Consider the following 26,106-nt stretch of genomic DNA (forward strand, 5'->3'; position numbering starts at 1 on the left):
CTGGCGACGGCCCGGGAAGATAACTCGACGCGCACGGTGGAAAAATTTTGTTTGATCTTGTGGATATTCTTATTCTGTGAGAGAATTTTGGATCATAGAGCAATAAAAAAGCCAGGGCGCGCAGATCAGCACCGTAAAAGCAGATCATACTGCCGCGCTGAGCGCCCTGACTGCACGGAACCTTTACTTGGCTCGCAGCCGTCCCATAAAGTTCGCATTCACAACGCAGTGCCAGCGCAAACGGGAGCGCCGGACAGCACGCTCCCGCCGTGCGGAGTTCGTACATTCTCACCCTGTCGGCGGCTGAAATGTATATCTGACAGAAAGAAAAACGGGGTCACAAAGGGACGAGAGCGCGCCTTAAAATACGCCGTAGGCGTGCGTGCTCGAGGTGAGCGGCGGTACGCGATTTTCGAGCGTACCGTAAAAAATATTCCGGTGGAATATTTTTTAGCGATGGAGGCAAACCGTAGGTTGTCCATCCTTTGGCCTTCGTTCCCCTCAGAAGGGGAACCTCTAGTCTTCCGGACTGATCGGGAAATGAAACGGTAAAGGTGCGGCGTTAGCCACAAAACTGAAAACCAATCCGCAGGTTGGTTTTCATGAGCGGCCATTGGCCGCAGGGATTTGCGCGTCTGCGGACGCGCTGAAAATTAAATTTTAGTTGATTTTCCCTTGCGGGGGACGGGAAAATCAAAAGGGGATTTCGCGTCCTGCGGGACGCGACTCAGGGCTCTGCCCTGAGAACCCGCAGCCTTTCGAGAAAGGCTGGCGAAAGCTTCATTTCGCATTTGGGCGAGAATATGAAAGGAGTGCAAATGATGATAGCTGCAATCTGTTTAGACGACCATCTGGGCATGTTATTTAACGGTCGGCGGTTAAGTCAAGACCGCTGTGTGCGATCTGATCTGTTGACCCATCTGCAGGGTCACAAACTATGGCTGAATACTTATTCAGCCCGTCAATTTTGCGATAGTGAGCAGGAAAACTTATGCATCGCGGAAGATTTTCTGGGTAAAGCGCCCGATGGTGCCTATTGTTTTGTCGAAAACCAGGCGTTAGCGCCTTATTTCGATCGCTTGGAAGGTCTGATTATTTACCGCTGGAATCGGGTCTACCCGTCCGACGTGCGGTTCGATCTGGATTTATCAGGCTGGAAATGCGTTGAACGGCAAGAATTTCCGGGGCATTCCCATGAAAAAATCACGAAGGAGAGGTACATAAGATGAAAAAACGGCTAATTGCAGTAGGTTTACTGCTGATTATGGTACTGAGCGGCTGTGCACCGACAGCTTCTGACACGGCCGAGGTGGTCGCGCTGTCCGACGTTCCGGAATTTTCCGGTGAGCCCTATGTGGTTATCAATGACAACGAGCCGAGTTTCCCGGCGGAGGATTTCACAAGCGAAGGATTTGAGGAATACAGTCCTTTGGACGATCTGGGGCGCTGCGGTGTGGCGTATGCCAATGTCGGTCTGGAGACCATGCCGACCGAGGAGCGCGGCAGCATCAGCAACGTCAAGCCGACCGGCTGGAAGAGTGTGCAGTATGATTTTGTGGACGGAAAGAGTCTGTACAATCGCTGCCATCTGATCGGCTTTCAGCTGACGGGCGAGAATGCCAACCGTCAGAACCTGATTACTGGCACGCGGTACATGAACGTCGACGGCATGCTGCCGTTTGAGAACCTGGTTGCCGACTACGTCAAGGAGACCGAAAACCACGTTTTATACCGGGTGACACCCGTTTTTGAAGGCGACAATCTGGTTGCGAGCGGCGTACAGATGGAAGCCCAGTCGGTCGAGGACAAGGGTGAGGGTGTATGCTTCAATGTGTACGTCTACAATAATCAGCCGGGTGTGACCATCGACTATGCGACCGGTGACAGCTGGGCGTCGGATGAGGCACCGTCGGACACGAGCAAGGAGAGCACGTATATTTTAAACACGAGCTCGCGCAAGTTCCACAAGCCCGATTGTGGCAGCGTGGAAACCATCAGCCCGTCCAACAAAAAGAGCTACACGGGCACGCGGGAAGAGCTCATCAATCAGGGCTATGAGGCCTGTGGCAAGTGCAAACCGTAAGACTGACAAGAGAGCCGAAGCAAACGGCTCTCTTTTTGTATGCCCCGGACATTGCGCAGGCGCGTGCGGACTCGTATAATAGAACTTACGGAAAAAAGGGGGATTGAGATGAAGCGATCGGTTGGCTTATCCGGTGCGCGAATGCGCAAAACACAAGACTTGACGGTGGGCAGCATTACGGGCAATCTGCTTTTGTTTGCGCTGCCGCTCATGGCGGGAAATCTATTGCAGCAGCTATACAACGTGGCCGATACCTGGGTAGTCGGCCGTTTTTTGGGTGCGGACGCGCTCGCGGCGGTCGGTTCGGCCTATACGCTGATGGTCTTTCTGACCTCGATTTTGTTGGGGCTGTGCATGGGCAGCGGCGCGGATTTTGCGGTACAGTACGGAAAACGGGACTTTGACCGGCTCAAAGTCGGTATATTCCTGTCGTTTGTGCTGATTGCAGCCATGACGGCCGTGCTGTGCGCGATTGTCTATCTGGGGCTGGACGGGATTTTGTGGATCTTACAGATTCCCGATGTGATCGTGCCGCTCATTCGCGCCTATCTCGTGATTGTGTTTTTGGGCATCCCAGCAACCTTCCTCTACAACTATTTTGCAAATCTGCTGCGTGCGATCGGCGACTCGGTCACGCCGCTGCTGTTTTTGGCGGTGTCTGCGGTCTTGAACATCGTGCTTGACCTGTTTTTTGTCATCACGCTGGATTGGGGCGTGGGCGGTGCGGCCGGTGCGACCGTGCTTGCGCAGTATGTGTCCGGGTTGGGACTGGCAGCGTTCACGGTTTGGCGATTCCCCGAGCTGGTACCCCGGAGAGAACACCGAAAGTGGGACGGGCGCGTCCTGCGCGAGATTGCAGGCCTGTCCGGTTTGACTTCGGTGCAGCAATCGGTGATGAATTTCGGCATCCTGATGGTGCAGGGCAGGGTCAATTCCTTCGGGCCGTCGGTCATGGCAGCCTTTGCCGCGGCGGTCAAGATCGATTCCTTTGCCTACATGCCGGTGCAGGACTTCGGCAACGCCTTTTCTACCTTCGTGGCGCAGAACTTCGGCGCGGGTAAGGCCGACCGCATCCGGGGCGGTATCCGCAGCGCGGCAGCGTGCGCGGCTGCGTTCTGTGTGGTGGTCGGTGGTGCAGTGTGTGTATTTGCCCGTCCGCTGATGACCATTTTTGTAGACCCGGCAGAGACCGAGATCATCGCCATCGGCGTGCAGTATCTGCACATTGAAGCGGCGTTTTACTGCGGTATCGGCATCCTGTTCCTGCTGTACGGTTATTACCGTGCGGTTGGAAAACCGGGCATGTCGGTCGTGCTGACCGTCATTTCCCTGGGCACGCGTGTCGCGCTGGCTTACGCCCTGTCAGCCATCCCGCAGATCGGCGTGATCGGTATTTGGGTCTCGGTGCCGATCGGCTGGGCGCTGGCCGATCTTGCCGGTATCGTGTATTTATTCTGCCGTTCCGAGCGTCCGAAAACGGTCAGGGTTGACACAGACAACACACAGGGATAAGATAGAGACGAAAAGATTGGATGAACCGGCGTACAGAGGCTGGTATGTGGAAAAAAAGAGGGATTTCTGAAAAAATGAGACGAAAATCGTATGAAATCGATATGTGTCATGGGCCGCTGCTCAGCCGTATCCTGCTGTTTGCCTTTCCGCTCATGTGCTCGGGCATCTTGCAGCTGCTGTTCAACGCGGCGGACATTGTCGTCGTCGGCCGATTCGTCGGCAGCGAGGCCATGGCGGCGGTCGGTGCGACCAGCTCACTCATTAACCTGCTGGTCAACTTCTTTATCGGTATTTCGGTCGGCGCAAACGTGCTGGTCGCGCGCTTTTGCGGCGGCGGTGAGTACCGGGACGCCAAGGAGACCGTACAGACCGCGCTCCTGACCGGTCTGGCCGGCGGTCTGATTTTGATTGTACTGGGTATTGTGGCCTCGCGTCCCATGCTGACGCTCATGGCAACCCCGGAAGAGGTCATCGATCAGGCGACGCTGTACATGCGTCTGTACTTTGTCGGCATGCCCGCAACCATGATCTATAACTTTGGCGCGGCCATCCTGCGCGCGGTCGGTGACACGCGCAGACCGCTGTATTTTTTGCTGTTTGCCGGTGTGTTTAACGTCGGCTGTGACGTGCTGTTCATCGTCGCACTCGATTGGGGTGTTGCCGGTGCGGCGGCTGCGACCGTCATCGCACAGCTCATCTCCGCGACGCTCATTGTCATGTGTTTGACCCGTATGGACGGCGTTTGTCACCTGAATTTGGAGAATGTCCACTTTTATCGGGACAAGTTCTTCCGTATCATGCAGGTCGGTCTGCCTGCCGGACTGCAAAGTGTGATTTTCAATATCTCGAATGTACTGATTCAGTCGTCGATCAACTCGTTTGGCGCGATCGCGGTTGCAGGCAACACGGCAGCGAACAACATCGAGGGTTTTGTCTACACCTCCATGAACTCGCTCTATCAGACCTCGCTGAGCTTTACCAGTCAGAACCTGGGTGCAAAGAACGACAAGCGCATCGACCGCGTGCTGTTCTACTGCATGGGTCTGGTCATCGTCATCGGTCTGGTGCTGGGCAACGGTGCGCACCTGCTGGGTGAACATCTGCTGGGTATTTACTCGAGTGACCCCGAGGTTATCCAGTTCGGCATGATGCGTCTGAGCGTGGTCAGCGTAACCTATTTCCTGTGCGGCATGATGGATGTCGTCGCGGGCAGCGTGCGCGGTCTGGGCTACTCCATTTTGCCCATGCTGGTCTCGTTCGTGGGCGCGTGCCTGTTCCGTATCATTTGGATTTTCACCATTTTCCAGTGGCAGCACACGCTGTTTAACCTGTACATTTCTTACCCGATCTCATGGATGCTGACCGTCTGCGCGCATGTGGCGTGCTACTATATCGTGCGCCGCACGGTGTTTGCGCGGATGCGAAAGGCCAGAGAGCAGGAACAGGTGGAGGCAAAGCAGGAAGTATAAGCATCTGGTCGCATGAGCTGTTGAATCCTTGGATCGGTTTGGATGCGATATAGTTTAATGATTCCCAGTGTGGATTGAATTCTGAATGAACATGAGGTATATAATCATGAAACTTTTACTTCGGTCTTATAAAAGAAAAGCATATCAAATTCTTTCCCCGGAATTCCAAACAATAGATGGACTGACTTATGTACGTATGAAACAGGATTTTATGCAGATCGTTGGTGTGGATAAAATTCCTGGGGAACTACGAATGTTATTTGAGATCATGCCACTCTCAATGCCAAAAATAGATATGAAAGATATACCTATCTGTGGATATGAGGGCATGTTGCTCATTAACCTTCTATTTCCATTGGATCAAGGCGGAAAAAGCACGTACACATACGACATCCCTTCCTATACTGCATTCAGGGTTGCTACATCTGATAATGAGGCTCTTTCGTATTTTAGCAATTATTTAAAGCCATGGCTGATTGCTCAAAACAGTGCAGAGGAAGCCTGTGCGGCTCTTGTTGATTTCCAGGAAAAGTGGAAAAATTACAGAATACAAGCAGCCACATCTACATATAATTGGGAAGAGATTTCCTCAAGCTATACAATTCATGAGTTTTACTTTTTGTTGCAATGGCATAAGTGGGAAGAAAGCTTAAAATATGGACAATCATTATTGAAAGTGTCCTTACCTGGAAATGTATTGATCGAATATTATGAAGTCAAAAAAATGGTAAGTTATTTGCAATCTGGAGACTATCAAACCATAAGTGATATTTTAGAGCAAAATCGAATCAACAATATGGCAGAGTTTCAGAGATTATATGCACCCGAAAATCTGATTTAAATTTTCGTTTTCAGCAAGGAGTCTACGGTAGGAGTAGGCTCCTTGCTTAGGCGGCAAAAGAGGTAGCATATAACTATACAAAATAATAATTTTGTATAGCTAAGAGCAGACGCAATGGCGCGGTGGGGACAGAAAAATCCCTGCCGCGCTGTCTTTTGTCAGATCGAATGGAACGGCGAGACTTCTTTTGCTGTGCTCTTGTTCGATGTGCCGAAATGGGTAAAATCCGGGTTTTTCCATTGACTTTTCCGGCGGGACAGATTACAATCATGCTTGGGTTAGTTTTGACTAACTTATAACAAAAATACACCGTTCCCGGATGGCCGACAAGGCGGCAACACAAAATATGGCCCCCCGGCTCTTGACAGGATACCAAATCCGTGGTATCCTACTCCCAGATCATATGACTGACGGAATCGTGGGGCTCACCACATGAAGTATGATCCTGTTTTTTGCCGACCGTCTGGGCACAGTTGCCTGGAGGTGCGGCTTTTTTTGTGCCTTTTTGGCTCGAAAAAGCGCATCTTCAGCAAAAGGAGCAAGCAAATGACCGGATACTTACACTCGATCGAATCCATGGGCACGGTGGACGGGCCGGGCATCCGCACGGTGGTCTTTTTACAGGGCTGCGCGCTGCGCTGCCGGTACTGTCATAACCCGGACACCTGGAAGACCGGCGGCGGGCAGCAGATCACACCCGAGGCACTGGTGCGCAAGCTGCGCCGCTATGTGCCGTACTACACCCGTTCGGGCGGCGGTGTGACCTTATCGGGCGGCGAGCCGCTCTTGCAGCCGGAATTCCTGTCCGAGTGCCTCAGGCTGTGCAAGGCCGAGGGTATTCACACCTGCATCGACACGGCGGGCGTGGGTCTCGGTGACTACGACGGCATTCTGCAAAACACCGATCTTGTTTTGTACGATGTCAAGCACGAAGCGCCGGACGCTTACCGGGCACTGACCGGCCAGCCGATCGACCGCACGCACGCCTTTGTCGAGGCCGTGCGAAAAGCCGGGACACCCATGTGGGTGCGGCATGTCGTCGTGCCGGGTGTGACCGATGACGAGGCGCACATGCAGGCGCTCGCCGGGTACATCCGCACGCTGCCGAACGTGCAGCGCGTCGAGCTGCTTCCCTATCATTTGCTTGGGGTCAACAAGTATGCTGCGCTCGGCCTCCCCTATCCACTCGAGGGCGTGCCCGCGATGGATCGCGCGCGGTGTGAGCAATATCAGGACACATATTTTGGAGGTTGGTCTAAATGATGCAGTACAGCCAGTGGAACGGTTTTCGCGGCGGTGAATGGCAGCGCGCCATTGATGTCCGCTCGTTCATTCAGAAAAACTACACGCTTTACGAGGGTGACGACAGCTTTCTGGTTCCCCCGACCGACCGCACGCGCCGCGTGTGGGAGAAGTGCGAAAAGCTCATCCTCGAGGAGATGAAAAAGGGCATTCTGGACGTCGATACCGACCGCATTTCGGGCATCGACAACTTTGAGCCCGGATACATCGACAAGGAAAACGAGGTCATCGTCGGCCTTCAGACCGACGCGCCCTTAAAGCGCATTGTAAACCTGTACGGCGGCATGCGCATGGCAAAATCTTCGCTCGAACAGTACGGCTACCAGCTCGACCCGACCATCGAGCGCCACTTCTCCGAGTACCGCAAGACCCACAACGAAGGTGTCTTTGACGCCTACCCCGAGCGCACCCGCGTCGCCCGCCATGTCGGCCTGCTGACCGGCCTGCCCGACGCATACGGTCGTGGCCGCATCATCGGCGACTATCGCCGTGTTGCGCTGTACGGTATCGACCGCCTGATCGAGGAGAAAAAGAACGATCTCAAGGCGATTGACGGCCCGATGGACGAGGAGCGCATCCGCCTGCGCGAGGAGGTTTCTGAGCAGATTCGCGCACTGGGCAAGGTCAAGGCCATGGCGGCGCGCTACGGCGTCGACCTGTCCCAGCCGGCAAAGGATGCGCACGAGGCGGTGCAGTTCCTGTACATGGCATATCTGGCTGGTATCAAGGAGAACAACGGTGCGGCAACTTCGCTCGGCCGTACGTCTACCTTCCTGGATATCTACATTCAGCGCGATCTGGACGCGGGCATTCTGGACGAGGCTGGTGCCCAGGAGCTCATTGACCAGTTCATCATCAAGCTGCGTCTGGTGCGTCACCTGCGCACGCCCGAGTACAACGAGCTGTTTGGCGGCGACCCGACTTGGGTGACCGAGTCCATCGGCGGCATGGGCATCAACGGCAAGTCCCTGGTCACCAAGAACTCGTTCCGCTACCTGCACACGCTGACCAACTTGAATCCCGCTCCTGAACCCAACCTGACCGTGCTCTGGAGCGAGCACCTGCCGCAGGGCTTCAAGACCTACTGCGCCAAGATGAGCATTGCGACCGACTCCATTCAGTACGAGAACGACGACGTGATGCGTCCGATCTACGGCGACGACTACGCCATCGCCTGCTGTGTCTCGGCCATGCAGGTCGGCAAGCAGATGCAGTTCTTCGGCGCACGCTGCAACATGGCAAAGAGCCTGCTGTACGCGATCAACGGCGGTGTGGACGAAAAGAAGGGCGAACTGGTTGTCCCGGGCATCGAGCCGATCACCGACGAGATTCTGGACTATGACAAGGTGCGTGCAAACTACGACAAGGTACTGGCTTATGCAGCCGAGCTGTACGCTGACACGGTCAATATCATCCACTTCATGCACGACAAGTACGCCTACGAGGCCAGCCAGATGGCGCTGCACGACACCCACGTCGAGCGCCTGACCGCCTTCGGCATTGCCGGTCTGTCGGTCGCTGCCGACTCGCTCTCTGCCATCCGCTACGCCAAGGTACGCCCCATCCGCAACGAACAGGGCATCGCGGTCGACTTCGAGACCGTGGGCGAGTTCCCCAAGTACGGCAACGATGACGACCGCGCCGACGACGAGGCCGTCTACATCGTGCGTAAGTTCTCGTCCGAGCTGAAAAAGCATCCCCTGTACCGCGGTGCAAAGCATACCCTGTCTGCCCTGACCATCACATCCAATGTTATGTACGGCAAAAAGACCGGCTCGACCCCGGACGGCAGAAAGGGCGGCGAACCGCTCGCGCCCGGCGCAAACCCCATGCACGGCCGCGATGAAAACGGTGCGCTCGCCTCGCTCAACTCGGTCGCAAAGATTCCCTATCGTGATGTCTGCCAGGACGGCGTTTCCAATACCTTCTCGATCGTGCCCGACGCGCTCGGTCACGACGAGGCCGCACGCGAAGCCAATCTGGTCGCCGTGCTCGACGGTTATTTCCAGCAGGGTGCACACCACCTGAACGTCAACGTCTTGAACCGCGAAACCCTCATGGACGCGATGGATCACCCGGAGAAGTACCCGACCCTGACCATCCGCGTGTCCGGCTACGCGGTCAACTTTAACCGTCTGTCCCGCGAGCAGCAGGAAGAGGTCATCAAGCGCACCTTCCACGCCTCGCTGTAAGGATAGAAACCCATATTTTCCTCTTTTTTCCCAATTCTCACGAGAAAGGATGCGCCGCGCGGTGCATCCTTTCCGCATTTGCCGGTTTTCAGGAAAGGAAGTGTCAAAGATATGAATCTGCGCCCCTATCGCCCGGACGACTGCCCGGCGCTTGCCGCCCTCTTTTACGATACCGTGCACACGGTGAACTGCGGGGACTACTCGGCCGACCAGTGCGACGCGTGGGCGGATGGGATGGTCGATCTTGCGGCCTGGAACCGCTCTTTTCTGGAGCACACGACTTACGTTGCCGAGCAAGATGGACAGATCGTCGGCTTTGGCGACATCAGCCGGGACGGATACCTCGACCGCCTGTACGTCCACGCCCGCTTCCAGCGGCAGGGCATCGCAACCGCGCTTTGCGACGCGTTGGAAAGCGCGGTCAAGGGCCGTCCGATCGAGACGCACGCCTCCATTACCGCCCGTCCCTTCTTTACCGCGCGCGGCTACCGGACGATCACCGAACAGCAGGTCGTGCGCCACGGGGTCAAGCTGACCAATTTTGTTATGCGCAAGCCGTGAGCCTACTTTTAAGACCAAATAAAAACGCATCCCGCCGGAATTTGGACGGGATGCGTTTTTTTGGGGGGTGAATCATCGATTGAGCAGATAAATCATCAGATTGAGATAGGCTGCAAAGGTCACCCACAGGAAATACGGGATTTGCAGCCGCGCTGCCAGACGGTCGGAGCGGGCAAAAATGAAGATCATCCAGATGATGAGTGCCCACAGCACGAGCAGCCAGACAAAGGAAAAGAGATAGACGCGGAAGGTAAAAAATGCAATGCTCCACGCGAAGTTAAAGAACAGCTGGACGGCGTAAATGCGGGTAGCGGCCTGCTTGTCCGCTTGTGAGCCGTCAGACTCCAGCACACGCCCCAGCCCGATGCCCATGAGCACGTATAAGATCGTCCACACAACCGGGAAGATCCACGCGGGCGGGGTCAGCATGGGTTTGTTGACGAGCTCTGTATAGTAGGACATGTCGTTACGCGTCAAAAAGCTGGAAAGGGCGCCGACGAGAAGGGTGATGCCGATCGTCCAGAGATAGGTTCTTTTTTTCATGGTTTATTTGCCTCCGATCGCTTGCCTTGTGTCTGCTATGATACACCGTCCGGCAGGCGAATGCGGTCATAAATTGGAGGCGGTCTGTGAAATATGCAAAGAATTTTCGCTTTCTGACTTGCCCGTAAAGGCTTTTAAGGTCTGAACCAGCAGAATGATGGCCAAAACAATCGAAATATAGTCTGCGACAGCCTGGGTAAAGTTGATGCCGTTGAGACCAAAACCAGCGTCCAGAATATACAGCAGCGGAATGAAGATCAGACCCTGACGGCAGACCGAAAGCATGGTCGCGGGCAGCGGACGGCCCAGTGCCTGCATGCTGTTGATGGACAGGAAGAGCAGTCCGAGGATGGGGCCGGCAATCGAGGTCGCAATCAGCATCGGGCCGCCGTAGGCGATGACTGACGCGTCATCGATGAACAGCGCGACAATCTGACGGCTGAAAATGATGTACACCGCGCTCAGCGCCGTGCCGCACACAACGGTCAGAATACCGCTGAATTTGAGGATATCCAGAAAGCGGCGGCGCAGTCCGGCACCGAAGCAGTAGCCCAGAAGCGGCTGGATGCCGTTGGTGATGCCCATGTGAATGAAGACGATGAACAGATAGGCCTTGGTAACAATGCCCATCGCGGCGACTGGGTCATCGCCGTACTGCACAAGCGCGTTGTTGAGCAGCACGGTCGCGATGCTCATAAGCGCCGAGTTGACACCGGCCGGAATGCCGATGGTCACCACCTGTACCATCTGGTGCTTGTCGCCGCGCAGATGGCGGGGATGGATGGACAGCATAGACGAGCGGCGCATAAAGTACCAGACATAGTAGATGCAGCCGCAGACATTGCCGAGCACGGTGGCGATGGCAGCGCCCGCCGTTCCCATGTTCAGCGTGAGGATAAAGACCGGGTCGAGCACGATGTTGACCACCGTACCGATCATACCGCCGACCATGGAAGCCTTGGCTGCACCCTCACCGCGTACGACGTGGCCGAAGGTGTTGGCAAAGAGGATGAAGGGTGCGCCGACCGCGATATAAAACAGGTATTCGCGTGCGGGCTGGATGGTGTTCTGGGTGCTGCCCAGCACGGACAGCAGCGGGTCCATGAGCGGCAGGATGATGAGCGCGGACAGCACGCCGAAAATCAGCGACGCATAACAGCAGAACGACGAGGCGGTCTTTGCCTCCTTGTGCATCTGCTGGCCGAGCAGAATGGAGATCACCGCGCTGCCGCCGATGCCGAGCAGGTTTGCGATGGCCATAAACATGACAAAGACCGGGTTTGTCAGCGAGACCGCTGCAACCTGCATCGCGTCATGGGTCTGACCGACGAAAAAGGTGTCGGCCATGTTGTAAATGACCAGGACCAGAGAAGAAATGACCGTGGGCACGGCCATGCGCACGACCGCCGTGCGCACCGGTGCGTCTCGAAAGACGGCTTCGTTTTGATTCATACAGATGTACCTCCTGATGTGACTTGAAAAATTAGTATGCAAGCAAACGATTTGGGCAAAATTTTTCGCGCATCCTGTTATTCCAGATGCGCGAGCATTTTCCGACAGATGGCCTTAAACTGTTCGATTTCGCGGGGTGTGAGCGCCTCGCCCAGCGCCTCTTCGGTTCCCTGCCGAATGGCGCCGCATTTGCGCTGGAGCTCCAGCCCTTTTTCCAGCAGCTCGATGGTTTTGCTGCGCTTGTCCTCGTCCGACACCGTGCGCCGGATGAGCTGCTTTTCCTCCATCAGCCGCAGCATTTTGGATGCGGTCGCGCGGTTGATGAAAAATTCGTCCTCGATATCGCGCTGGCACAGCCGCTGGTCGCGGTGAGCGTAGAGAAAATCGAGCACGAACAGGCTGGTCAGTGAGCATTCGTCTAGTTCCTTGCGGTTGTAGATCGCATGGGAAATACGATCGGTGTGGTTGCTGAGCTTGTGGATGTAAAAGCTGAGGTCGGTGTTTTCCATGTGATCGCCTCCCAACGAAAAATAGTTTGCCTGCAAATTATTATAGTGGGCTGTACCTGCAATGTCAAGCAAAATAGAATAGCGCTCCAAACGGCTTCTCTCTGCCCCTTCCCTGCCTGCCATGTCATCAAAAATTTTCCGACGTGTGTCAGGGCTTTTTTTCATTTTCGGTTTGAATTTGTGCAGGGTGACAAAATGTAAGCAAGCTAACAAAAAATCAATTGACATGATTTTTAGTGTTTGCTAAAATTGTAAGTAAGCTAACAAATTTCTCGAAAGGAGTGTATTCTCAAACATGGAGTCAGAGCATTTGATCGGATACACCATCCGCGCGCTGTCCAACCTGTTTCGGCGGCAGCTGATGAGCCACCAGCCGCCTGACGGCAAGCCGTGTTCGGAGACCGCGGGCATGATTATGGGCTATCTGTGCGAGCACGTCGGCGACCAGCTGTGCCAGCATGACATCGAGCAGGTCTTCTGCATCCGCCGCTCGACCGCGTCCCGCTTTTTGATCGCGCTCGAGAAGGAAGAGATGATCGAGCGCGTGAGCGCACCGAACGACGCACGGCGCAAGATCATCGTTCCGACCGAAAAGGCGCTCGCAATTCACGCGCAATTCATCGCCCAGCGCGATGCGCTGGAAGCCCAGATCATCCGGGGCATTCCACGCGAAGAAGTGGAAGCGTTTCTTGCGACCGCAAAAAAAATTCAGGCCAATCTGGCCGAACTACCCCAGCAAAAGGAGTGATACACCATGGTCAATCACATCACAGCCGCCATCCGCGACAACAAAAAAGCGTCCATTCTGGCGCCGATCTTTGTCTGCTTTGAGGTTATCTTTGAGGTATTGATTCCCGTCGTTATGGCAATCCTCATCGACAAGGGCATTGATGCGGGCGATCAGGGCGAGATTCTGCGCCTTGGCGGCATCCTCATCGTTATGGCCGTATGCGCCCTGATTTTCGGCGTACTGGCCGGCGGCGCAGCAGCCGATGCCTCGGCAGGCCTGGCACGCAATCTGCGCCATGACATCTACCACCACGTACAAAACTTTTCTTTCGCCAACATCGATAAGTTTTCCACCGCCGGTATCGTCACCCGTCTGACGACCGACGTTACCAACGTGCAGAACGCTTATCAGATGATTATTCGCGTCGCTGTGCGCGCCCCTGTCATGCTGGTCTTTGCCTTTGCCATGACCGTATACATCAGCCCGCGCCTTGCGACCATCTACCTGTGCGCGATTCCCATTCTGGGCATCGGTCTGGCGCTGATTATCAGCCGCGTGCACGGTCTGTTTACGCAGGTGTTCGACACCTACGACGAACTCAACAACGTCGTACAGGAAAACCTCACCGGCATCCGCGTAGTCAAGTCCTTCGTGCGTGAGGACTTCGAAAAGAAGAAGTTCGGCACGATCTCCGAGAAGCTGTTCCGCGGCTTCCTCAAGGCCGAGCGTCTGATTATTTTGAACATGCCGCTCATGCAGTTCTGCGTCTACGCCTGCCTGCTGCTCATCTCCTGGATTGGCGCACGTCTGGTTGTCGGCGGTTCCATGACCACGGGCGCACTGACCAGTATGTTTAACTACACCTTCCAGATTCTCATGAGCCTCATGATGCTGTCCATGGTCATGGTTATGGTCATCATGGCGCGCTCGTCTGCCGAGCGTATTGAGGAAATTCTGGAGGAAGAGAGCAGCCTCAAGTCCAAGCCGGACGGCGTGCGCGAAGTGCCCGACGGCTCGGTCGACTTCGAGAACGTTTCCTTCAGCTATGTCGGTGACCCGAACAACACCAGCCTCAACCACATTGACCTGCACATTCGCTCGGGCGAGACCGTGGGCATTCTGGGCGGCACCGGTGCGTCGAAGACCACCCTGGTTCAGCTCATCCCGCGTCTGTACGACGTAACTGTCGGCACGGTCAAGGTCGGCGGCATCGACGTGCGCGAGTACGATCTGGAAGTGCTGCGCAACGAGGTCGCCATGGTGCTGCAAAAGAATACCCTGTTCTCGGGCACCATCAAGGAGAACCTCAGATGGGGCAATGAACACGCCACGGACGAGGAGATCGAGCGCGTGTGCCGTCTGGCGCAGGCCGACCCCTTCATTCAGGAAATGCCTGACAAGTACGACACCTACATCGAACAGGGCGGCACCAACGTATCGGGCGGTCAGAAACAGCGTCTGTGTATCGCTCGCGCCCTGCTCAAAAAGCCCAAGATTCTGATTCTGGACGACTCGACTTCTGCCGTCGACACCAAGACCGACGCGCTCATCCGTCAGGCATTCCGCGAGGAAATCCCGGACACGACCAAGTTCATCATCGCTCAGCGTATCTCGTCGGTACAGGATGCCGACCATATTCTGGTACTGGACGACGGTCACATCAGCGCGTACGGCACGCACGAGGAACTGCTCAAAACCAGCCAGATCTATCAGGAAGTCTTTGCATCGCAGCAGAAGGGAGGCGAGGAAGATGCCTAATTTCAACAAGATGAACGCGAAAATGGGTGCGCCGCACGCGCAGGCACCCAAGGGAACGGCAAAGCGCCTGTTCTCCATGATCGCCCGCGGCAACATCCTGCGCCTTGTCGTGGTCGTTCTGGCCATTATCGTCAGCGCAGCCGCCTCGGTCGGCGCTTCGGTCTTCCTCGAGTCGCTCATTGACGACTACATCAAGCCGCTTCTGCTCATGGACGCGCCGGTCTTTACCGACCTGCTTAACGCGCTGGCCGGCATGGCCTGCCTGTACGCCGCCGGTCTGATCGCAACCTATCTCTATAACCGCATCATGGTTACGGTCTCCCAGCGCACCCTGAAGGACATCCGTGACCGCATGTTCTCGCACATGCAGTCGCTGCCCATTCGCTACTTCGACACCCATCCTCACGGCGATATCATGTCGGTCTATACCAACGACGTCGACACCCTGCGTCAGATGATCTCGCAGAGCATCCCGCAGGCTATGTCTTCGGTCATCAGCATTATCGCTGTGTTCTGCTCCATGCTGGTTATGAGCTGGCAGCTGACCATCGTGGTTCTGATCTGCGTCGCCTTCATGCTGGTCGTCGTGCGCAAGATCGCGCACAAGAGCGGCATGTACTTCATGCAGCAGCAGGCCGACCTCGGTAAGCTCAACGGCTACATCGAGGAAATGATCGAGGGTCAGAAGGTCGTCAAGGTCTTCTGTCACGAGGAAAAGGCGAAGGAAGGATTCGACCGCTTGAATGACAAACTGGCAGGCTCGGCACGTCTGGCAAACAAGTACGCCAATATCCTCATGCCCGCCATGAACAACATCGGCAACCTGCAATATGTCATTCTGGCCATTGTTGGCGGTGCCATCGCCCTCAACGGCGGCGGTCTGACGCTGGGCGCGATTGCGGCTTTCTTGCAGCTGTCCAAGAGCTTCACCCAGCCCATCAGCCAGATTTCCCAGCAGTTAAACTCGATCATCATGGCGCTGGCCGGTGCATCCCGTGTCTTTGCGCTCATGGATGAGCAGTCCGAGCAGGACGAGGGCTATGTCACGCTGGTCAATGCCAAGTACGACCAGAGCGGCGAGCTCGTTGAGACCACCGAGCGCACGGGCATTTGGGCGTGGAAGCACCCCCACGAGGACGGTACGCTCACCTACACCAAGCTGACCGGTGACGTGCGCTTCTTCGACGTGGACTTTGCCTACACTCCCGAAAAGCCCATCCTGCACGACATCACGCTCTTTGCAAAGCCCGGTCAGAAGCTGGCCTTTGTCGGCTCGACCGGCGCGGGCAAGACCACGATTACAAACCTCATCAACCGTTTCTACGACATTGCCGACGGCAAGATTCGCTATGACGGTATCAACATCAACAAGATCAAAAAGGACGATCTGCGCCGCTCGCTGGGCATCGTCTTGCAGGACACCAACCTGTTCACCGGCACCGTGCGCGAGAACATCCGCTATGGCCGTCTGGATGCGACCGACGAGGAAATCGAAGTCGCGGCAAAGCTTGCGAACGCCGACGAGTTCATCCGCCGTCTGCCCGAGGGCTATGACACCATGCTGACCGACAACGGTGCAAACCTGTCCCAGGGTCAGCGCCAGCTGATCGCGATTGCGCGCGCAGCGGTCGCCGATCCCCCGGTTATGATTCTCGACGAGGCGACAAGCTCCATCGATACCCGCACCGAGGCACTGGTACAGCAGGGCATGGACGGTTTGATGTACGGCAGAACGGTCTTTGTCATCGCGCACCGTCTGTCTACCGTGCGCAACTCGGATGCCATCATGGTACTCGAGCACGGACGCATCATCGAGCGCGGCAGCCACAACGAACTGATTGCCCAAAAGGGTGTTTACTATCAGCTCTATACCGGCGCATTCGAAATGGAATAATGCAAAAGACCCACCGATTTCGGTGGGTCTTATTTTTTGCGTAAAAACAGTTATGCGTCCAGATGATCGAGGGCATCCTGTACGATCTTGTCGAGCATTGCGCACTGTGCGCCGTCGATGACCGGCTCGTCGGTGCGGTTTTCCGCAATGATGGCCTGTGCGCGCTCCTGCGCACGCTGGCGCGCCGTCTGGATGGGCTCGCCGTCCTGGAAGGTCTGACGCGGGAAGAGGTCGTGCTTCCACCAGCTCGCGCGCATGTACTCGACCGTGTGCCACTCGCTCAGGAAGTTGCCGCCGATGCCCACTTCCTCGATGCTCTCAAAGCCCAGCGTGTCCTCGTCCACGGTGAAGCCCTGCAAGGTGTAGTTGAACGCGTCCAGCCAGGCGTCGTCGAGTACCAGCTGAGCGAAGCTGAAGCCCTGATCTGCGCCCACGATGCCCTGTCCGCCGATGGCATCGCTGCCTGCGAGCACGCTGCACACGGCCGAGAACGACTTTTCAAAGCCTGCCTGAAAGTCGGGATAGAGCGCGTCGGTCAAACCGCTGTTGGAACCGCTGGTCAGGCCGTAAAATGCGGCCATCTGGGCGGTGGCGATGCCGAAAAGCGCCTGATTGGGCGAGCCGAACGAGCACATCATGCTGTGCATGAGGTCGTTGGAGTGCGCCGAGCCGACGTACTTTGCAATTTTTCCGGTCATGGCGTAGATGATGAAGAGCGAGCCGAGCACCTCGGCATTCTGCTGGGCGAGTGCGCCGGCGAGCGTGACCGGCGCGGTCGAACCGGCCATGACCAGCGGGGTCATGTCGAGCGGCATGCCGGCTGCGGCAAATTGCAGAGCGATTTCGAGCGACTCGCGGGTAAAGCCCAGCGGGCTGACCGTGTCCAGCAGATAGGACACCGTGCGGCCCATGACCTGCGCCATTTGCAGGATGTACGGTGCCGAGCGGTCGGACAGAATGTAGGTGCCGCCGTCCTTGCGCGCGTGCTTGTAGATCTCCCGGAAGGATAAAAGGTCGGGCATGGGCACATCGGAGGGCATGACGACCGCGTTGGAACGCGCAATGTTGGGCAGTCCCTCGATCAGCGCGATGCCGTCGCGCACGTCCTGCATGGTGCCCTGTCGGCGCGTGCCGGTCTGCTCGTCAAAGACGAAAATCTGGGTGGACACGTTGCCCGAGATCTTGCGCACGGTCTGGCCGGAAGCTGCAAAGGCGTGATCGCCTGCGCGTGCCAGGGCGAGGATGGGTTCGAGCGCCTCGGCCGGGATGCGCACGGTCTCCCCGTCCACCTTGGCACCCAGTTTCTGCGCCATGCCGCACACGATCTCATTGGGCACGTGCAGGCCGATCTCGGACAGGATGCGCATGGATGTATTGTGAATGCGTACGATCTCGTCATCGCTCAGTACGCGGATATTCGCCTGAATCTGGTTCATGGTTTGGCTCTCCTTTTCTTTCTTTCCAACAGTCTGCCAGATTTCCCCGCCGCGGGCAATGGAATTTGCTCCCTCTTTGCTGTCATTTTATGTGCTTTCGCCCGTGTGTCTGAAACGGCGCGTCAGACAAAGAAAAACCCCCGCGGATTGCATTTCCGCAGGGGTTCTTCTCGTGAAAGGAGATTTGAACTTGAAATATAAATAGGAGATGTTTCCCCAATGGGGCAAAAATGGATGGTTTAGCGCTGTACGCGGCCGGAACCGTCGCCGCCTGCCAGCTTCTCGACCTCGGAAACGGTCACGAGGTTGTAGTCGCCCTCGATCGAGTGCTTGAGTGCAGATGCTGCAACTGCGAACTCGACTGCATCCTGGGTGTTCTTGCCGCTCAGCAGCGCGTAGATCAGGCCGCCGCCGAAGGAGTCGCCGCCGCCAACGCGGTCAACGATGTGCAGATGGTACTCCTTGGAGAAGCAGTAGTTCTCGCCGTCGTACAGCATAGCAGCCCAGTCGTTGTCGCTTGCAGAGATCGAGGTACGCAGGGTAATTGCGACCTTCTCAAAGCCGAACTTGTCAGCCAGCTGCTTTGCAACAGACTTGTAGCCTTCCTTGTTGAGCTTGCCACCGTAAATGTCGGTGTTCTCTGCCTCGATGCCGAATACGTCCTTTGCGTCCTCCTCGTTGGAGATGCACACGTCAACGTACTGGCACAGATCGGTCATCGCTGCACGCGCCTGATCGCGGGTCCACAGCTTGCCGCGGTAGTTTAAGTCACAGGAAATCTTTACGCCGTGTGCCTTTGCAGCCTTGCAGGCCTCGCGGCAGATCTCGACCAGGTTCTCGCCCAGTGCCGGGGTGATGCCGGTGAAGTGGAACCAGTCCACGCCCTCAAAGATCGCGTCCCAATCGAAGTCAGAGGGAGCAGCTTCCTGAATGGCAGAATGTGCACGGTCGTAGATGCAGACCGAGCCGCGCTGGGATGCACCCTTCTCGAGGAAGTAGATGCCGACGCGGTCGCCGCCGCGTACGATCTTGGAGGTGTCAACGCCGTACTTGCGCAGCGAGTTGACAGCAGCCTGACCGATTGCGTGGGTGGGCAGCTTGGTGACAAACGAAGCGTCCATGCCGTAGTTTGCCAGAGATACAGCGACGTTTGCCTCGCCGCCGCCGAAAGTGGCCTGCAGCTGGTCGTCCTGGAAGAAGCGATAATAGCCGTTGGGGGCAAGGCGGAGCATGAGCTCGCCAAAGGTAACAACCTTCATGGGTATAAACTCCTTTTCAGATCTTTGAGGGTGGTAACGTGGATTTTGGATTGTTTTTTTGGTAGGGTAACGTATTTTGTAAAAAGGTTTTTAGGCCTTGCCGACCAGATGGACGGCGAAACCGCAGATTTCGTCGGTCAGATAGATTGCGTTCAGGCGTCCGTCCGCCTTGAACTTGGCCGTCGATTCATCGAACTGGAAACCGCGGGATTCCAGCTCGGCACGAGCCGCCGCGACATCGGGGGTACCGATGGCGATGTGACCCATGGTTCCGCGGTAAGGGGTCTTCATGACCTCAACGCCTGCACCTGCGAAGATCGAGCTGTTTCCGTCTTTCAGCTCAAAACCGAACAGGGTGCAGAACAGTTCGGCAGCGCGGCGCGCCTCCTCGGGATTCTGCGCGTTGATGCCGACATGGGCGAGCGAAAACTCAGCCATTGCGCGCCTCCTTGACGATCTCGACCGACTTCTTACACAGGTCGATGATCTCGTCCCACTTCTGATTCTCGATCAGGTCAGCGGTGACCATGTAGGAGCCGCCGCAAGCGGTGATGACCGGGCACTTGATATACTCAGCCAGGTTCTTGAGCGAAACGCCGCCGGTGGGCATGATCTTGAACATCGGGAAGGGCGCAGACATTGCCTTGATCTTTGCAACACCGCCGGACTGCTCAGCCGGGAAGAACTTCAGAACTTCCAGACCGAACTTGTATGCTGCGTGGTAGTCGGTCGGGGTGGTGCAGCCGGGCAGGATGATGACCTGCTTTTCCTGGCAGTATGCAACCAGCTCGGGGTCAAAACCGGGGGTCACGATGAACTGCGCGCCTGCTGCGAGCGCCTCGTCTACCTGTGCGGTGGTCAGAACGGTGCCTGCACCGACGATCATGTCCGGGCAGGTCTCCTTCATGATGCGAATGGCTTGTGCAGCGCCTGCTGCACGGAAGGTAACCTCTGCGACCGGTACGCCGCCCTCGCACAGAGCCTTTGCAAGCGGCGCTGCGTCGCGGGTCGGATGACCGAGCTTGATAACCGGAACAACACCGATTTCACTAATCTGCTGTAATAACTTGTCCATCGTAGTCAGCCTCCAAGATAGTTTTATAATATGAAACATTGTTTTAAAATCTTAACTGCTCTTATTATAGTAAATCTGTTTGAAAAATCAATACGGCTTTCGTCATAAAAATCCCTTGCATTTTTTATGGATTTTTGTTAAAATCAAAACACAGTTTTATAATATGAAACGGAGTGGTCTAAAATGGCGGAAAAAGGAACGGTGCAGTCGCTCGATCGTGCATTTGATATCATGGAACAGCTGTGCGGGGCGCGCGATGGTCTGCCCATCCACGAGCTGACCGAGCGCACCGGTCTGCACAAGAGCACGGTGCACCGTATGCTCTCGTCCATGGCGGCACGCGGCTACGTGCGCAAGGATGAGGAGAGCGGACGATACCGCATGACCACCAAGCTCTATGCGCTGTCCGGTCAGGTGGTGGAAAACCTCGACCTCGTACAGATCGCACGCGCGCCCATGGAAGCGCTGTCCCGTCAGGTACACGAGACCGTCCATCTGGTCGTACCCGAGGGTACAGACATCGTATACGTGCACAAGGTGGACGTCGAACAGGGCGCTATCCGCATGTTCTCGCGCATCGGCATGCGCCGCCCGATGTACTGCACGGGCGTGGGCAAGGCCATGATGGCGTGCATGAGCGACGAGGAAGTCGACCGCATCTGGGACAGCAGCGACATTCAAGCGTACACGCCTCACACCATCGTCACCCGCGAGCGCCTGCACGACGTGCTCGAGGCCGTGCGCCGTCGGGACTGCGCATTCGATAACGAGGAGAACGAGCTGGGCGTGCGCTGCATCGCTGCCGCCATCCGCGACTATACCGGAAAGGTGTGCGGTGCGCTGTCCATTTCGGCGCCGCTCATGCGTATGAGCGACAGTTATCTCGCCCAACTGCAGCCTGCGCTGCTCGCAACCCGCGACCGCATTGCGCGTGATATGGGATGGAATGGATAAGAAACCGGGCTGGGAAGCTTTCCCAGCCTTTTTTCACGCGCAAAAAACACCGTTCGACCGTCTGGACATGCTATCATAGCGATATCCCGTTCGCTGCCCGCTTGTGTCAAATTCTGGTAAAATCGCCTGCAAGACTTTGCAGGGCGGGCAAAATGGCGTATGATAAAAAGAGACAAGCAGGAGGTAACCGTTTATGAAAATTGGCATGTTAACCAGCGGCGGCGACTGCCAGGGCCTGAACTCTGCCCTGCGCGGTGTAGCCAAGACGCTTTATAATGAATTCGGCAAGGATGTGACGCTCTACGGCATCCGCGACGGCTATCGCGGTCTGATCGAGGGCGATTACCACCCGATGAAGCCCGAAGAGTTTTCCGACATCCTGACCCTGGGCGGCACCATCCTTGGCACCTCGCGCCAGCCGTTCAAGATGATGCAGAAAGCCGATGAAAACGAGGAAACCAAGCTGCAAAAGATGCTGGAAACCTGCAAGAAGGCACGGTTTGACTGTCTGGTGATTCTGGGCGGCAACGGCACGCACAAGACGGCAAATCTGCTGTCCGAGCACGGTGTCAACGTCGTCACCCTGCCCAAGACCATCGACAACGACCTCTGGGGCACTGACCTGACCTTCGGTTTTGAATCGGCGGTCAACATCGCCACCAGCGTCATCGATTCCATCCACTCGACCGCATTCTCGCACAGCCGCGTCTTTATCGTCGAGACCATGGGACACAAGGCCGGATGGCTGACCCTGTACGCGGGCATTGCATCGGGTGCGGACGTGATCGTCATTCCCGAAATTCCGTACAGTGCCAAGGCGATTGCGCGTGCCATCGAAAAGCGTGCCGAGAGCGGCAAGCGCTTTTCCATTCTGGCGGTTGCCGAAGGTGCCATCAGCCAGCAGGAAGCCAAAATGAGCAAGAAGGAATTCAAGGAAGCGCGTAAAAATATGCCCTATCCCTCGATCTCCTACCGTCTGGCTGACGAGTTGAAGGAACTGACCGGTCAGGAGATCCGCGTCACCATCCCCGGACACTATCAGCGCGGCGGTGCGCCCTGCCCGGCCGACCGTCTGCTCACCACCCGTTTGGGCGTTGCAGCGGCAAACTTCATTCGCGACGGCAAGTTCGGCAACATGGTTGCCATCCGGGACAATCAGATCGTGCCCGTTCCGCTGCCCGAGGTGGCCGGCAAGCTCAAGACCGTTCCGCCCGACGGCGATATCGTACAGGCCGCACGTGATCTCGGCCTTTCCATGGGCGACTAAAAAAAAGACCCGATGCAGACTCAGTATCTGCATCGGGTTTGTCTTTTTATCCGCTTATCCGCACTGTAAAATCACCCAAACGCGGTCGAACCGCCGCGCTTTCAGGTCTTCGGTGCGGATGTAGAAGTACAGCGCGCCGTCGTCACCGAAATTCAAGTCAAAATCTTCCATTTCAAACGAGTCCAGCTGGAACAGCAGCCGCCAGTTTTCCACCGAAGCCGCGCCCTCGCGCGCGGCCAGATGGGTGGGGAAGTCTTCCAGTCCGCCGAGGTTGTATCCCCGGCTGACCAGCTCACACTCGAGCGTCATATTGTCCTGGATGACGTCCGGCCAGCCCAGCAGCTTGCTGCACTCGCCGCTGCCGCCCATGACCTCGTGCGCCTCGGCGTAGTCCTCGAACAGCTCGTCCAGTTCGGGGTGCAGCTGGGCAAAGTCTGCCCACGATGCAAACGAGCGGTCGGCCTTGGCCTGTACGCGCAGGCGCGGCAGGCGAAATTCCTCGTCCAGCTCATGCGGGAAGGGTGCGGGCGCAAGCGGCTGACTGCCGTCGAACCAGTACACCCGTCCGCAGCCCGCGTCCGCCGGGTCGAAGCCCCAGCGCGCCGACTCCATCTCATAGAAGAAGGACAGAATACCCGTGCGCGGTAGCAGTCCCTCGGGGTCCATCGCGGCCAGCGCACCGCAGTCGAACTGCGCCAGAAAGGACAGCGGCCGGGGCTTGACCGTGTCGTCGTAAAAGGTATCCGAGGTAAAGGTCGGCCAGACAAAGCCCTCGGGCACGTCCGGACAGCCGCCGAAACGGGTACGTCCCCACACGATCGGCCCGTCCGCGCCGATATTCAGCCGGATCATGCCGCGCTGCATGGCCTCCAGTAATTTCAAAATTTTATCCATAATCGTTTCCTCTAAGCAGTGTTCAGAACTCGGTGCAGCTTGCGCTGCATTTTCCTTATCATACCGCATTCTGCCCGCCGGGGCAACCTTTTCCGCCCAGAAAGACAGCCGTGCAGGTGCTCTGCACGGCTGTTTGTCATACGGTCAGCCCTCTTCTTCGATCTGCTGGACGATCTTGCGCGCAAAGCCGCCCAGCGTGCCGCGCTGGTAGGACAGCGAGACCCCGGGCACCGTGCCGCCCAGTGCGGCATCGATGAGCGCACGGGGCACGCCCAGGTCGCTCAGTTCGCGCTCGAGGGCAATCACGGCGCGCAGCGCGGCCTCGGTCGCGGCTCGGTTGACCGTCGGCACCAGTGCCGCGTCACCCAGGGTGATCTGGTCGGCAAGTCCGGGCAGGCTGCTTTGCACTCGGCGCAGCAAAGCCGGGTCGTGCTCGCCCAGCACGATCATGCACGGCAGACCGTGCGCCATGCCCACCGCCGAGCCGACCAGCTTGGCTTCCGACCAGACAAGGTCGGGGCGTTTTTCGCGCAGCACACCCGGGATGTCGACCGCGGTCGCGAAGTTGAGCACGACCGCGCCCGGCTTGGCGCAGCTCGCCACCTGCTCAAGCACCGGCGGCACGGCAGAGGCCGGAACGACCACCGCGATGACCTCACCGTCCGCTGCGCGCTCGATTTTTGTCGTCCACGGGCAGCCGTACAGCTCACCCACCTGCCGCGTGCTGTCGGCATCCTGTCCGATCACCAAGCAGTCCCGTCCGGCCTGCCGCAGCAAGAGCTGCCCCAGCTGTCCCGGCCCAATGAGTACAAATTCCATATTGCGCTCCTTTCTCCATCTTCTCGATCATACGTTCTGTTTTGCTCGGCTCTGTCAGTGTCCCTGTCTCTATCTTACCGCGCCCGTCTCTTGCTGTAAACCGCCCGTTTGGAACACTGGAAAACAGACGCGCACCGCGTTCCGCGACATGCCGACAAATGGTCGGAATTCCGAACAAATCTGCATAGAATTTCAGAATATGGTTATATTTATGTTCATAATCTACAAAAATTCCGGTGCGGAACATTCTTTTGTTTTGTCGCTTTTTTTGATATAATTGGACTGTCAACAAACACCTTAGGAAAGATGGTGAACCATTTGGATCAGACAAAACTTGTAATTACCGGCATGGGCGCGGTGACCCCGATCGGGGTGGGCGTTCCGGCCTATTGGCAGGCGCTGACCGCAGGCCAGTGCGGCATTGGCCGCATCACCCGCTTTGACGCATCCGACCTGCCCGTACAGATTGCAGCCGAGCTCAAGGACTTCGACCCGACCGCTTACATGCCCAAGACCCTCGCGCGCACCATGGACCCGTTTATGCAGTATGCGTTCGTCGCGGCCGAGGAAGCACTGGGCGACAGCGGTCTGGACATCGCAGCAGACCCCGACCGGGTCGGCATCGTCATGGGCACGGCCATGGACGGCGTGACCACGGTCGCGGGTACGCAAGCCGCATACGACGCGGGCAAGCGCGTCGGCCCGCGCTTTGTGCCCATGACCATCGGCAACATTGCCGCCGCGCAGATCTCCATCGCCCACGGCATCACCGGCCCGAGCATGACACTCAATACCGCTTGTTCGGCGGGCGGTGACGCGATTATGACCGCTGCCATGCTGCTGCGCACGGGCGAAGCCGACGCGGTGCTCGCGGTCGGAGGCGAGTCCATTCTGTGTCCGATCGTGGTCGCCGGTCTATCCCAGGCGCATGCCCTGTCGCGCCGCAACGATGACCCCGAACAGGCCTGCCGTCCGTTCGACGCCGACCGGGACGGTTTCGTCATCGGTGAGGGCGGCGGTGCGCTGATTTTGGAGACCGAGGAGCACGCCCGCGCACGCGGTGCGCACATCTACGCCGAGCTTGCAGGCTATGCCAACACCTCGGACGCGCACCACGTCACCGCTCCCCATCCCGAGGGCGCAGGCGCGGCGGCCTGCATGCGCCGTGCACTCAAACGTGCGGGTCTGACCTCGTCGGATATCGGATACATCAACGCGCACGGCACCTCGACCGGTCTGGGCGATATCGCAGAGACTCAGGCGGTCAAGGCGGTCTTTGGTGGACGGGAGTCGGCGCCGCCGGTGTCCTCCACCAAGTCCATGACCGGTCACCTCATGGGCGCAGGCGGCATCACCGAGTCGATCGCCTGCATTCTGGCCATCCGCGACGGCATCCTGCCGCCCACCCTGCACCTTGCACACCCTGACCCGGCGTGCGATCTCGACTATATCCCCAATGAGGCACGCAAAACCCGAATCACAGCTGCCATGAGCAACTCGCTCGGCTTTGGCGGTCAAAACTCCAGCCTCATTTTCACGCAATACACCCGATAAGG

Annotated in this window: 23 protein-coding genes and 1 riboswitch; of the genes, 14 read left to right on the forward strand and 9 right to left on the reverse strand. The window is 57.1% G+C overall.

All coding sequences use genetic code 11. The annotated features are described in order from the left end of the window. Positions 1-818: 818 nt before the first annotated feature. From B5D52_RS12440 to B5D52_RS12475, 8 genes are all read left to right on the forward strand, one after another. Positions 819-1,229, forward strand: a complete 411-nt coding sequence (locus B5D52_RS12440) for a hypothetical protein (protein ID WP_016149218.1) — start codon at positions 819-821, stop codon at positions 1,227-1,229. Continuing rightward, positions 1,226-2,083: a DNA/RNA non-specific endonuclease gene (locus B5D52_RS12445; RefSeq protein WP_016149219.1), complete on the forward strand. Its 858-nt coding sequence runs from the start codon at positions 1,226-1,228 to the stop codon at positions 2,081-2,083. Before B5D52_RS12440 ends, B5D52_RS12445 begins: the two co-directional genes overlap by 4 nt. A 108-nt stretch (positions 2,084-2,191) precedes the next feature. Then, positions 2,192-3,595, forward strand: coding sequence for an MATE family efflux transporter (locus B5D52_RS12450; protein ID WP_016149220.1), 1,404 nt, complete (start codon positions 2,192-2,194; stop codon positions 3,593-3,595). A 74-nt stretch (positions 3,596-3,669) separates the two neighbouring features. Next, positions 3,670-5,064 carry an MATE family efflux transporter gene (locus B5D52_RS12455; protein WP_196801239.1) on the forward strand — a complete coding sequence of 465 codons (1,395 nt, stop codon included), beginning with the start codon at positions 3,670-3,672 and terminating at the stop codon, positions 5,062-5,064. Positions 5,065-5,170: 106 nt separating this feature from the next. After that, the gene (locus B5D52_RS12460) at positions 5,171-5,905 is read left to right on the forward strand and encodes a hypothetical protein (RefSeq protein WP_016149222.1); all 735 of its coding nucleotides are present in this window, start codon (positions 5,171-5,173) and stop codon (positions 5,903-5,905) included. A gap of 393 nt (positions 5,906-6,298) precedes the next feature. Then, positions 6,299-6,381: riboswitch (ZMP/ZTP riboswitch) on the forward strand. A gap of 70 nt (positions 6,382-6,451) precedes the next feature. Further along, positions 6,452-7,168 (forward strand): pyruvate formate-lyase-activating protein, encoded by a 717-nt coding sequence (gene pflA / locus B5D52_RS12465; protein ID WP_016149223.1) that lies wholly within the window; start codon positions 6,452-6,454, stop codon positions 7,166-7,168. Then, positions 7,165-9,399, forward strand: coding sequence for a formate C-acetyltransferase (gene pflB / locus B5D52_RS12470; RefSeq protein WP_016149224.1), 2,235 nt, complete (start codon positions 7,165-7,167; stop codon positions 9,397-9,399). Before pflA ends, pflB begins: the two co-directional genes overlap by 4 nt. A gap of 111 nt (positions 9,400-9,510) precedes the next feature. Continuing rightward, positions 9,511-9,960: a GNAT family N-acetyltransferase gene (locus B5D52_RS12475; protein WP_016149225.1), complete on the forward strand. Its 450-nt coding sequence runs from the start codon at positions 9,511-9,513 to the stop codon at positions 9,958-9,960. Between the two features lie 72 nt (positions 9,961-10,032). Here the strand turns inward: B5D52_RS12475 and B5D52_RS12480 are convergent, their stop codons facing one another. The 3 genes from B5D52_RS12480 to B5D52_RS12490 form a co-directional block, all read right to left on the reverse strand. Further along, positions 10,033-10,503, reverse strand: a complete 471-nt coding sequence (locus B5D52_RS12480; RefSeq protein ID WP_016149226.1) for a TspO/MBR family protein — start codon at positions 10,501-10,503, stop codon at positions 10,033-10,035. 66 nt (positions 10,504-10,569) lie between these two features. Next, positions 10,570-11,955, reverse strand: coding sequence for an MATE family efflux transporter (locus B5D52_RS12485; protein ID WP_016149227.1), 1,386 nt, complete (start codon positions 11,953-11,955; stop codon positions 10,570-10,572). A 77-nt stretch (positions 11,956-12,032) separates the two neighbouring features. Further along, the gene (locus tag B5D52_RS12490; RefSeq protein ID WP_207651148.1) at positions 12,033-12,587 is read right to left on the reverse strand and encodes a MarR family winged helix-turn-helix transcriptional regulator; all 555 of its coding nucleotides are present in this window, start codon (positions 12,585-12,587) and stop codon (positions 12,033-12,035) included. Between the two features lie 172 nt (positions 12,588-12,759). Between B5D52_RS12490 and B5D52_RS12495 the strand changes: the two genes are divergently transcribed. From B5D52_RS12495 to B5D52_RS12505, 3 genes are read left to right on the forward strand one after another with little or no spacing between them, the layout of a single operon-like run. Beyond that, positions 12,760-13,212 carry a MarR family winged helix-turn-helix transcriptional regulator gene (locus tag B5D52_RS12495; protein ID WP_016149229.1) on the forward strand — a complete coding sequence of 151 codons (453 nt, stop codon included), beginning with the start codon at positions 12,760-12,762 and terminating at the stop codon, positions 13,210-13,212. A 6-nt stretch (positions 13,213-13,218) separates the two neighbouring features. Further along, positions 13,219-14,952, forward strand: coding sequence for an ABC transporter ATP-binding protein (locus B5D52_RS12500; protein ID WP_016149230.1), 1,734 nt, complete (start codon positions 13,219-13,221; stop codon positions 14,950-14,952). Beyond that, positions 14,945-16,846 (forward strand): ABC transporter ATP-binding protein, encoded by a 1,902-nt coding sequence (locus B5D52_RS12505; RefSeq protein ID WP_016149231.1) that lies wholly within the window; start codon positions 14,945-14,947, stop codon positions 16,844-16,846. The genes B5D52_RS12500 and B5D52_RS12505 overlap by 8 nt, the downstream gene beginning before the upstream one ends. A gap of 50 nt (positions 16,847-16,896) precedes the next feature. On the opposite strand, the gene B5D52_RS12510 is transcribed toward B5D52_RS12505, so the two are convergent. The 4 genes from B5D52_RS12510 to eda all read right to left on the reverse strand — a co-directional run bounded on the left by B5D52_RS12510 (position 16,897) and on the right by eda (position 20,616). After that, positions 16,897-18,282: a trimethylamine methyltransferase family protein gene (locus tag B5D52_RS12510; RefSeq protein ID WP_016149232.1), complete on the reverse strand. Its 1,386-nt coding sequence runs from the start codon at positions 18,280-18,282 to the stop codon at positions 16,897-16,899. A 239-nt stretch (positions 18,283-18,521) separates the two neighbouring features. Continuing rightward, on the reverse strand, positions 18,522-19,541 hold the full coding sequence (locus B5D52_RS12515; RefSeq protein ID WP_016149233.1) for a sugar kinase: 1,020 nt from the start codon (positions 19,539-19,541) through the stop codon (positions 18,522-18,524). Between the two features lie 90 nt (positions 19,542-19,631). After that, entirely contained in the window at positions 19,632-19,979 is a 348-nt protein-coding gene (locus tag B5D52_RS12520) for a VOC family protein (RefSeq protein ID WP_016149234.1), read from the reverse strand. Beyond that, positions 19,972-20,616 carry a bifunctional 4-hydroxy-2-oxoglutarate aldolase/2-dehydro-3-deoxy-phosphogluconate aldolase gene (gene eda, locus B5D52_RS12525; protein WP_016149235.1) on the reverse strand — a complete coding sequence of 215 codons (645 nt, stop codon included), beginning with the start codon at positions 20,614-20,616 and terminating at the stop codon, positions 19,972-19,974. The genes B5D52_RS12520 and eda overlap by 8 nt, the downstream gene beginning before the upstream one ends. Positions 20,617-20,799: 183 nt before the next feature. Between eda and B5D52_RS12530 the strand changes: the two genes are divergently transcribed. Next, a complete protein-coding gene (locus tag B5D52_RS12530; RefSeq protein WP_016149236.1) occupies positions 20,800-21,570 on the forward strand; it encodes an IclR family transcriptional regulator in 771 nt (256 codons plus the stop codon). Positions 21,571-21,763: 193 nt separating this feature from the next. Then, complete coding sequence (locus B5D52_RS12535) at positions 21,764-22,837, forward strand: 6-phosphofructokinase (RefSeq protein WP_016149237.1); 1,074 nt, start codon at positions 21,764-21,766, stop codon at positions 22,835-22,837. A gap of 54 nt (positions 22,838-22,891) precedes the next feature. On the opposite strand, the gene B5D52_RS12540 is transcribed toward B5D52_RS12535, so the two are convergent. Together B5D52_RS12540 and B5D52_RS12545 are read right to left on the reverse strand one after the other, a co-directional pair. Continuing rightward, positions 22,892-23,731, reverse strand: coding sequence for a YwqG family protein (locus B5D52_RS12540; RefSeq protein ID WP_016149238.1), 840 nt, complete (start codon positions 23,729-23,731; stop codon positions 22,892-22,894). Positions 23,732-23,875: 144 nt separating this feature from the next. Continuing rightward, on the reverse strand, positions 23,876-24,550 hold the full coding sequence (locus tag B5D52_RS12545) for a hypothetical protein (protein ID WP_016149239.1): 675 nt from the start codon (positions 24,548-24,550) through the stop codon (positions 23,876-23,878). Positions 24,551-24,856: 306 nt separating this feature from the next. On the opposite strand from B5D52_RS12545, the gene fabF reads away from it, so the two are divergent. Continuing rightward, positions 24,857-26,104, forward strand: coding sequence for a beta-ketoacyl-ACP synthase II (gene fabF, locus B5D52_RS12550; protein WP_040333147.1), 1,248 nt, complete (start codon positions 24,857-24,859; stop codon positions 26,102-26,104). The last annotated feature ends 2 nt before the right edge of the window (positions 26,105-26,106 follow it).

Origin of the sequence: Butyricicoccus pullicaecorum DSM 23266 (assembly GCF_900167005.1) — a bacterium.
Taxonomy (GTDB): Bacteria; Bacillota; Clostridia; order Oscillospirales; family Butyricicoccaceae; genus Butyricicoccus; species Butyricicoccus pullicaecorum.

Coding starts and splice junctions, on each gene's coding strand:
- B5D52_RS12440 (WP_016149218.1), top strand. CDS start 819: ATGATGATAGCTGCAATCTGTTTAGACGACCATCTGGGCATGTTATTT.
- B5D52_RS12445 (WP_016149219.1), top strand. CDS start 1,226: ATGAAAAAACGGCTAATTGCAGTAGGTTTACTGCTGATTATGGTACTG.
- B5D52_RS12450 (WP_016149220.1), top strand. CDS start 2,192: ATGAAGCGATCGGTTGGCTTATCCGGTGCGCGAATGCGCAAAACACAA.
- B5D52_RS12455 (WP_196801239.1), top strand. CDS start 3,670: ATGAGACGAAAATCGTATGAAATCGATATGTGTCATGGGCCGCTGCTC.
- B5D52_RS12460 (WP_016149222.1), top strand. CDS start 5,171: ATGAAACTTTTACTTCGGTCTTATAAAAGAAAAGCATATCAAATTCTT.
- pflA (WP_016149223.1), top strand. CDS start 6,452: ATGACCGGATACTTACACTCGATCGAATCCATGGGCACGGTGGACGGG.
- pflB (WP_016149224.1), top strand. CDS start 7,165: ATGATGCAGTACAGCCAGTGGAACGGTTTTCGCGGCGGTGAATGGCAG.
- B5D52_RS12475 (WP_016149225.1), top strand. CDS start 9,511: ATGAATCTGCGCCCCTATCGCCCGGACGACTGCCCGGCGCTTGCCGCC.
- B5D52_RS12480 (WP_016149226.1), bottom strand. CDS start 10,503: ATGAAAAAAAGAACCTATCTCTGGACGATCGGCATCACCCTTCTCGTC.
- B5D52_RS12485 (WP_016149227.1), bottom strand. CDS start 11,955: ATGAATCAAAACGAAGCCGTCTTTCGAGACGCACCGGTGCGCACGGCG.
- B5D52_RS12490 (WP_207651148.1), bottom strand. CDS start 12,587: ATGGCAGGCAGGGAAGGGGCAGAGAGAAGCCGTTTGGAGCGCTATTCT.
- B5D52_RS12495 (WP_016149229.1), top strand. CDS start 12,760: ATGGAGTCAGAGCATTTGATCGGATACACCATCCGCGCGCTGTCCAAC.
- B5D52_RS12500 (WP_016149230.1), top strand. CDS start 13,219: ATGGTCAATCACATCACAGCCGCCATCCGCGACAACAAAAAAGCGTCC.
- B5D52_RS12505 (WP_016149231.1), top strand. CDS start 14,945: ATGCCTAATTTCAACAAGATGAACGCGAAAATGGGTGCGCCGCACGCG.
- B5D52_RS12510 (WP_016149232.1), bottom strand. CDS start 18,282: ATGAACCAGATTCAGGCGAATATCCGCGTACTGAGCGATGACGAGATC.
- B5D52_RS12515 (WP_016149233.1), bottom strand. CDS start 19,541: ATGAAGGTTGTTACCTTTGGCGAGCTCATGCTCCGCCTTGCCCCCAAC.
- B5D52_RS12520 (WP_016149234.1), bottom strand. CDS start 19,979: ATGGCTGAGTTTTCGCTCGCCCATGTCGGCATCAACGCGCAGAATCCC.
- eda (WP_016149235.1), bottom strand. CDS start 20,616: ATGGACAAGTTATTACAGCAGATTAGTGAAATCGGTGTTGTTCCGGTT.
- B5D52_RS12530 (WP_016149236.1), top strand. CDS start 20,800: ATGGCGGAAAAAGGAACGGTGCAGTCGCTCGATCGTGCATTTGATATC.
- B5D52_RS12535 (WP_016149237.1), top strand. CDS start 21,764: ATGAAAATTGGCATGTTAACCAGCGGCGGCGACTGCCAGGGCCTGAAC.
- B5D52_RS12540 (WP_016149238.1), bottom strand. CDS start 23,731: ATGGATAAAATTTTGAAATTACTGGAGGCCATGCAGCGCGGCATGATC.
- B5D52_RS12545 (WP_016149239.1), bottom strand. CDS start 24,550: ATGGAATTTGTACTCATTGGGCCGGGACAGCTGGGGCAGCTCTTGCTG.
- fabF (WP_040333147.1), top strand. CDS start 24,857: ATGGTGAACCATTTGGATCAGACAAAACTTGTAATTACCGGCATGGGC.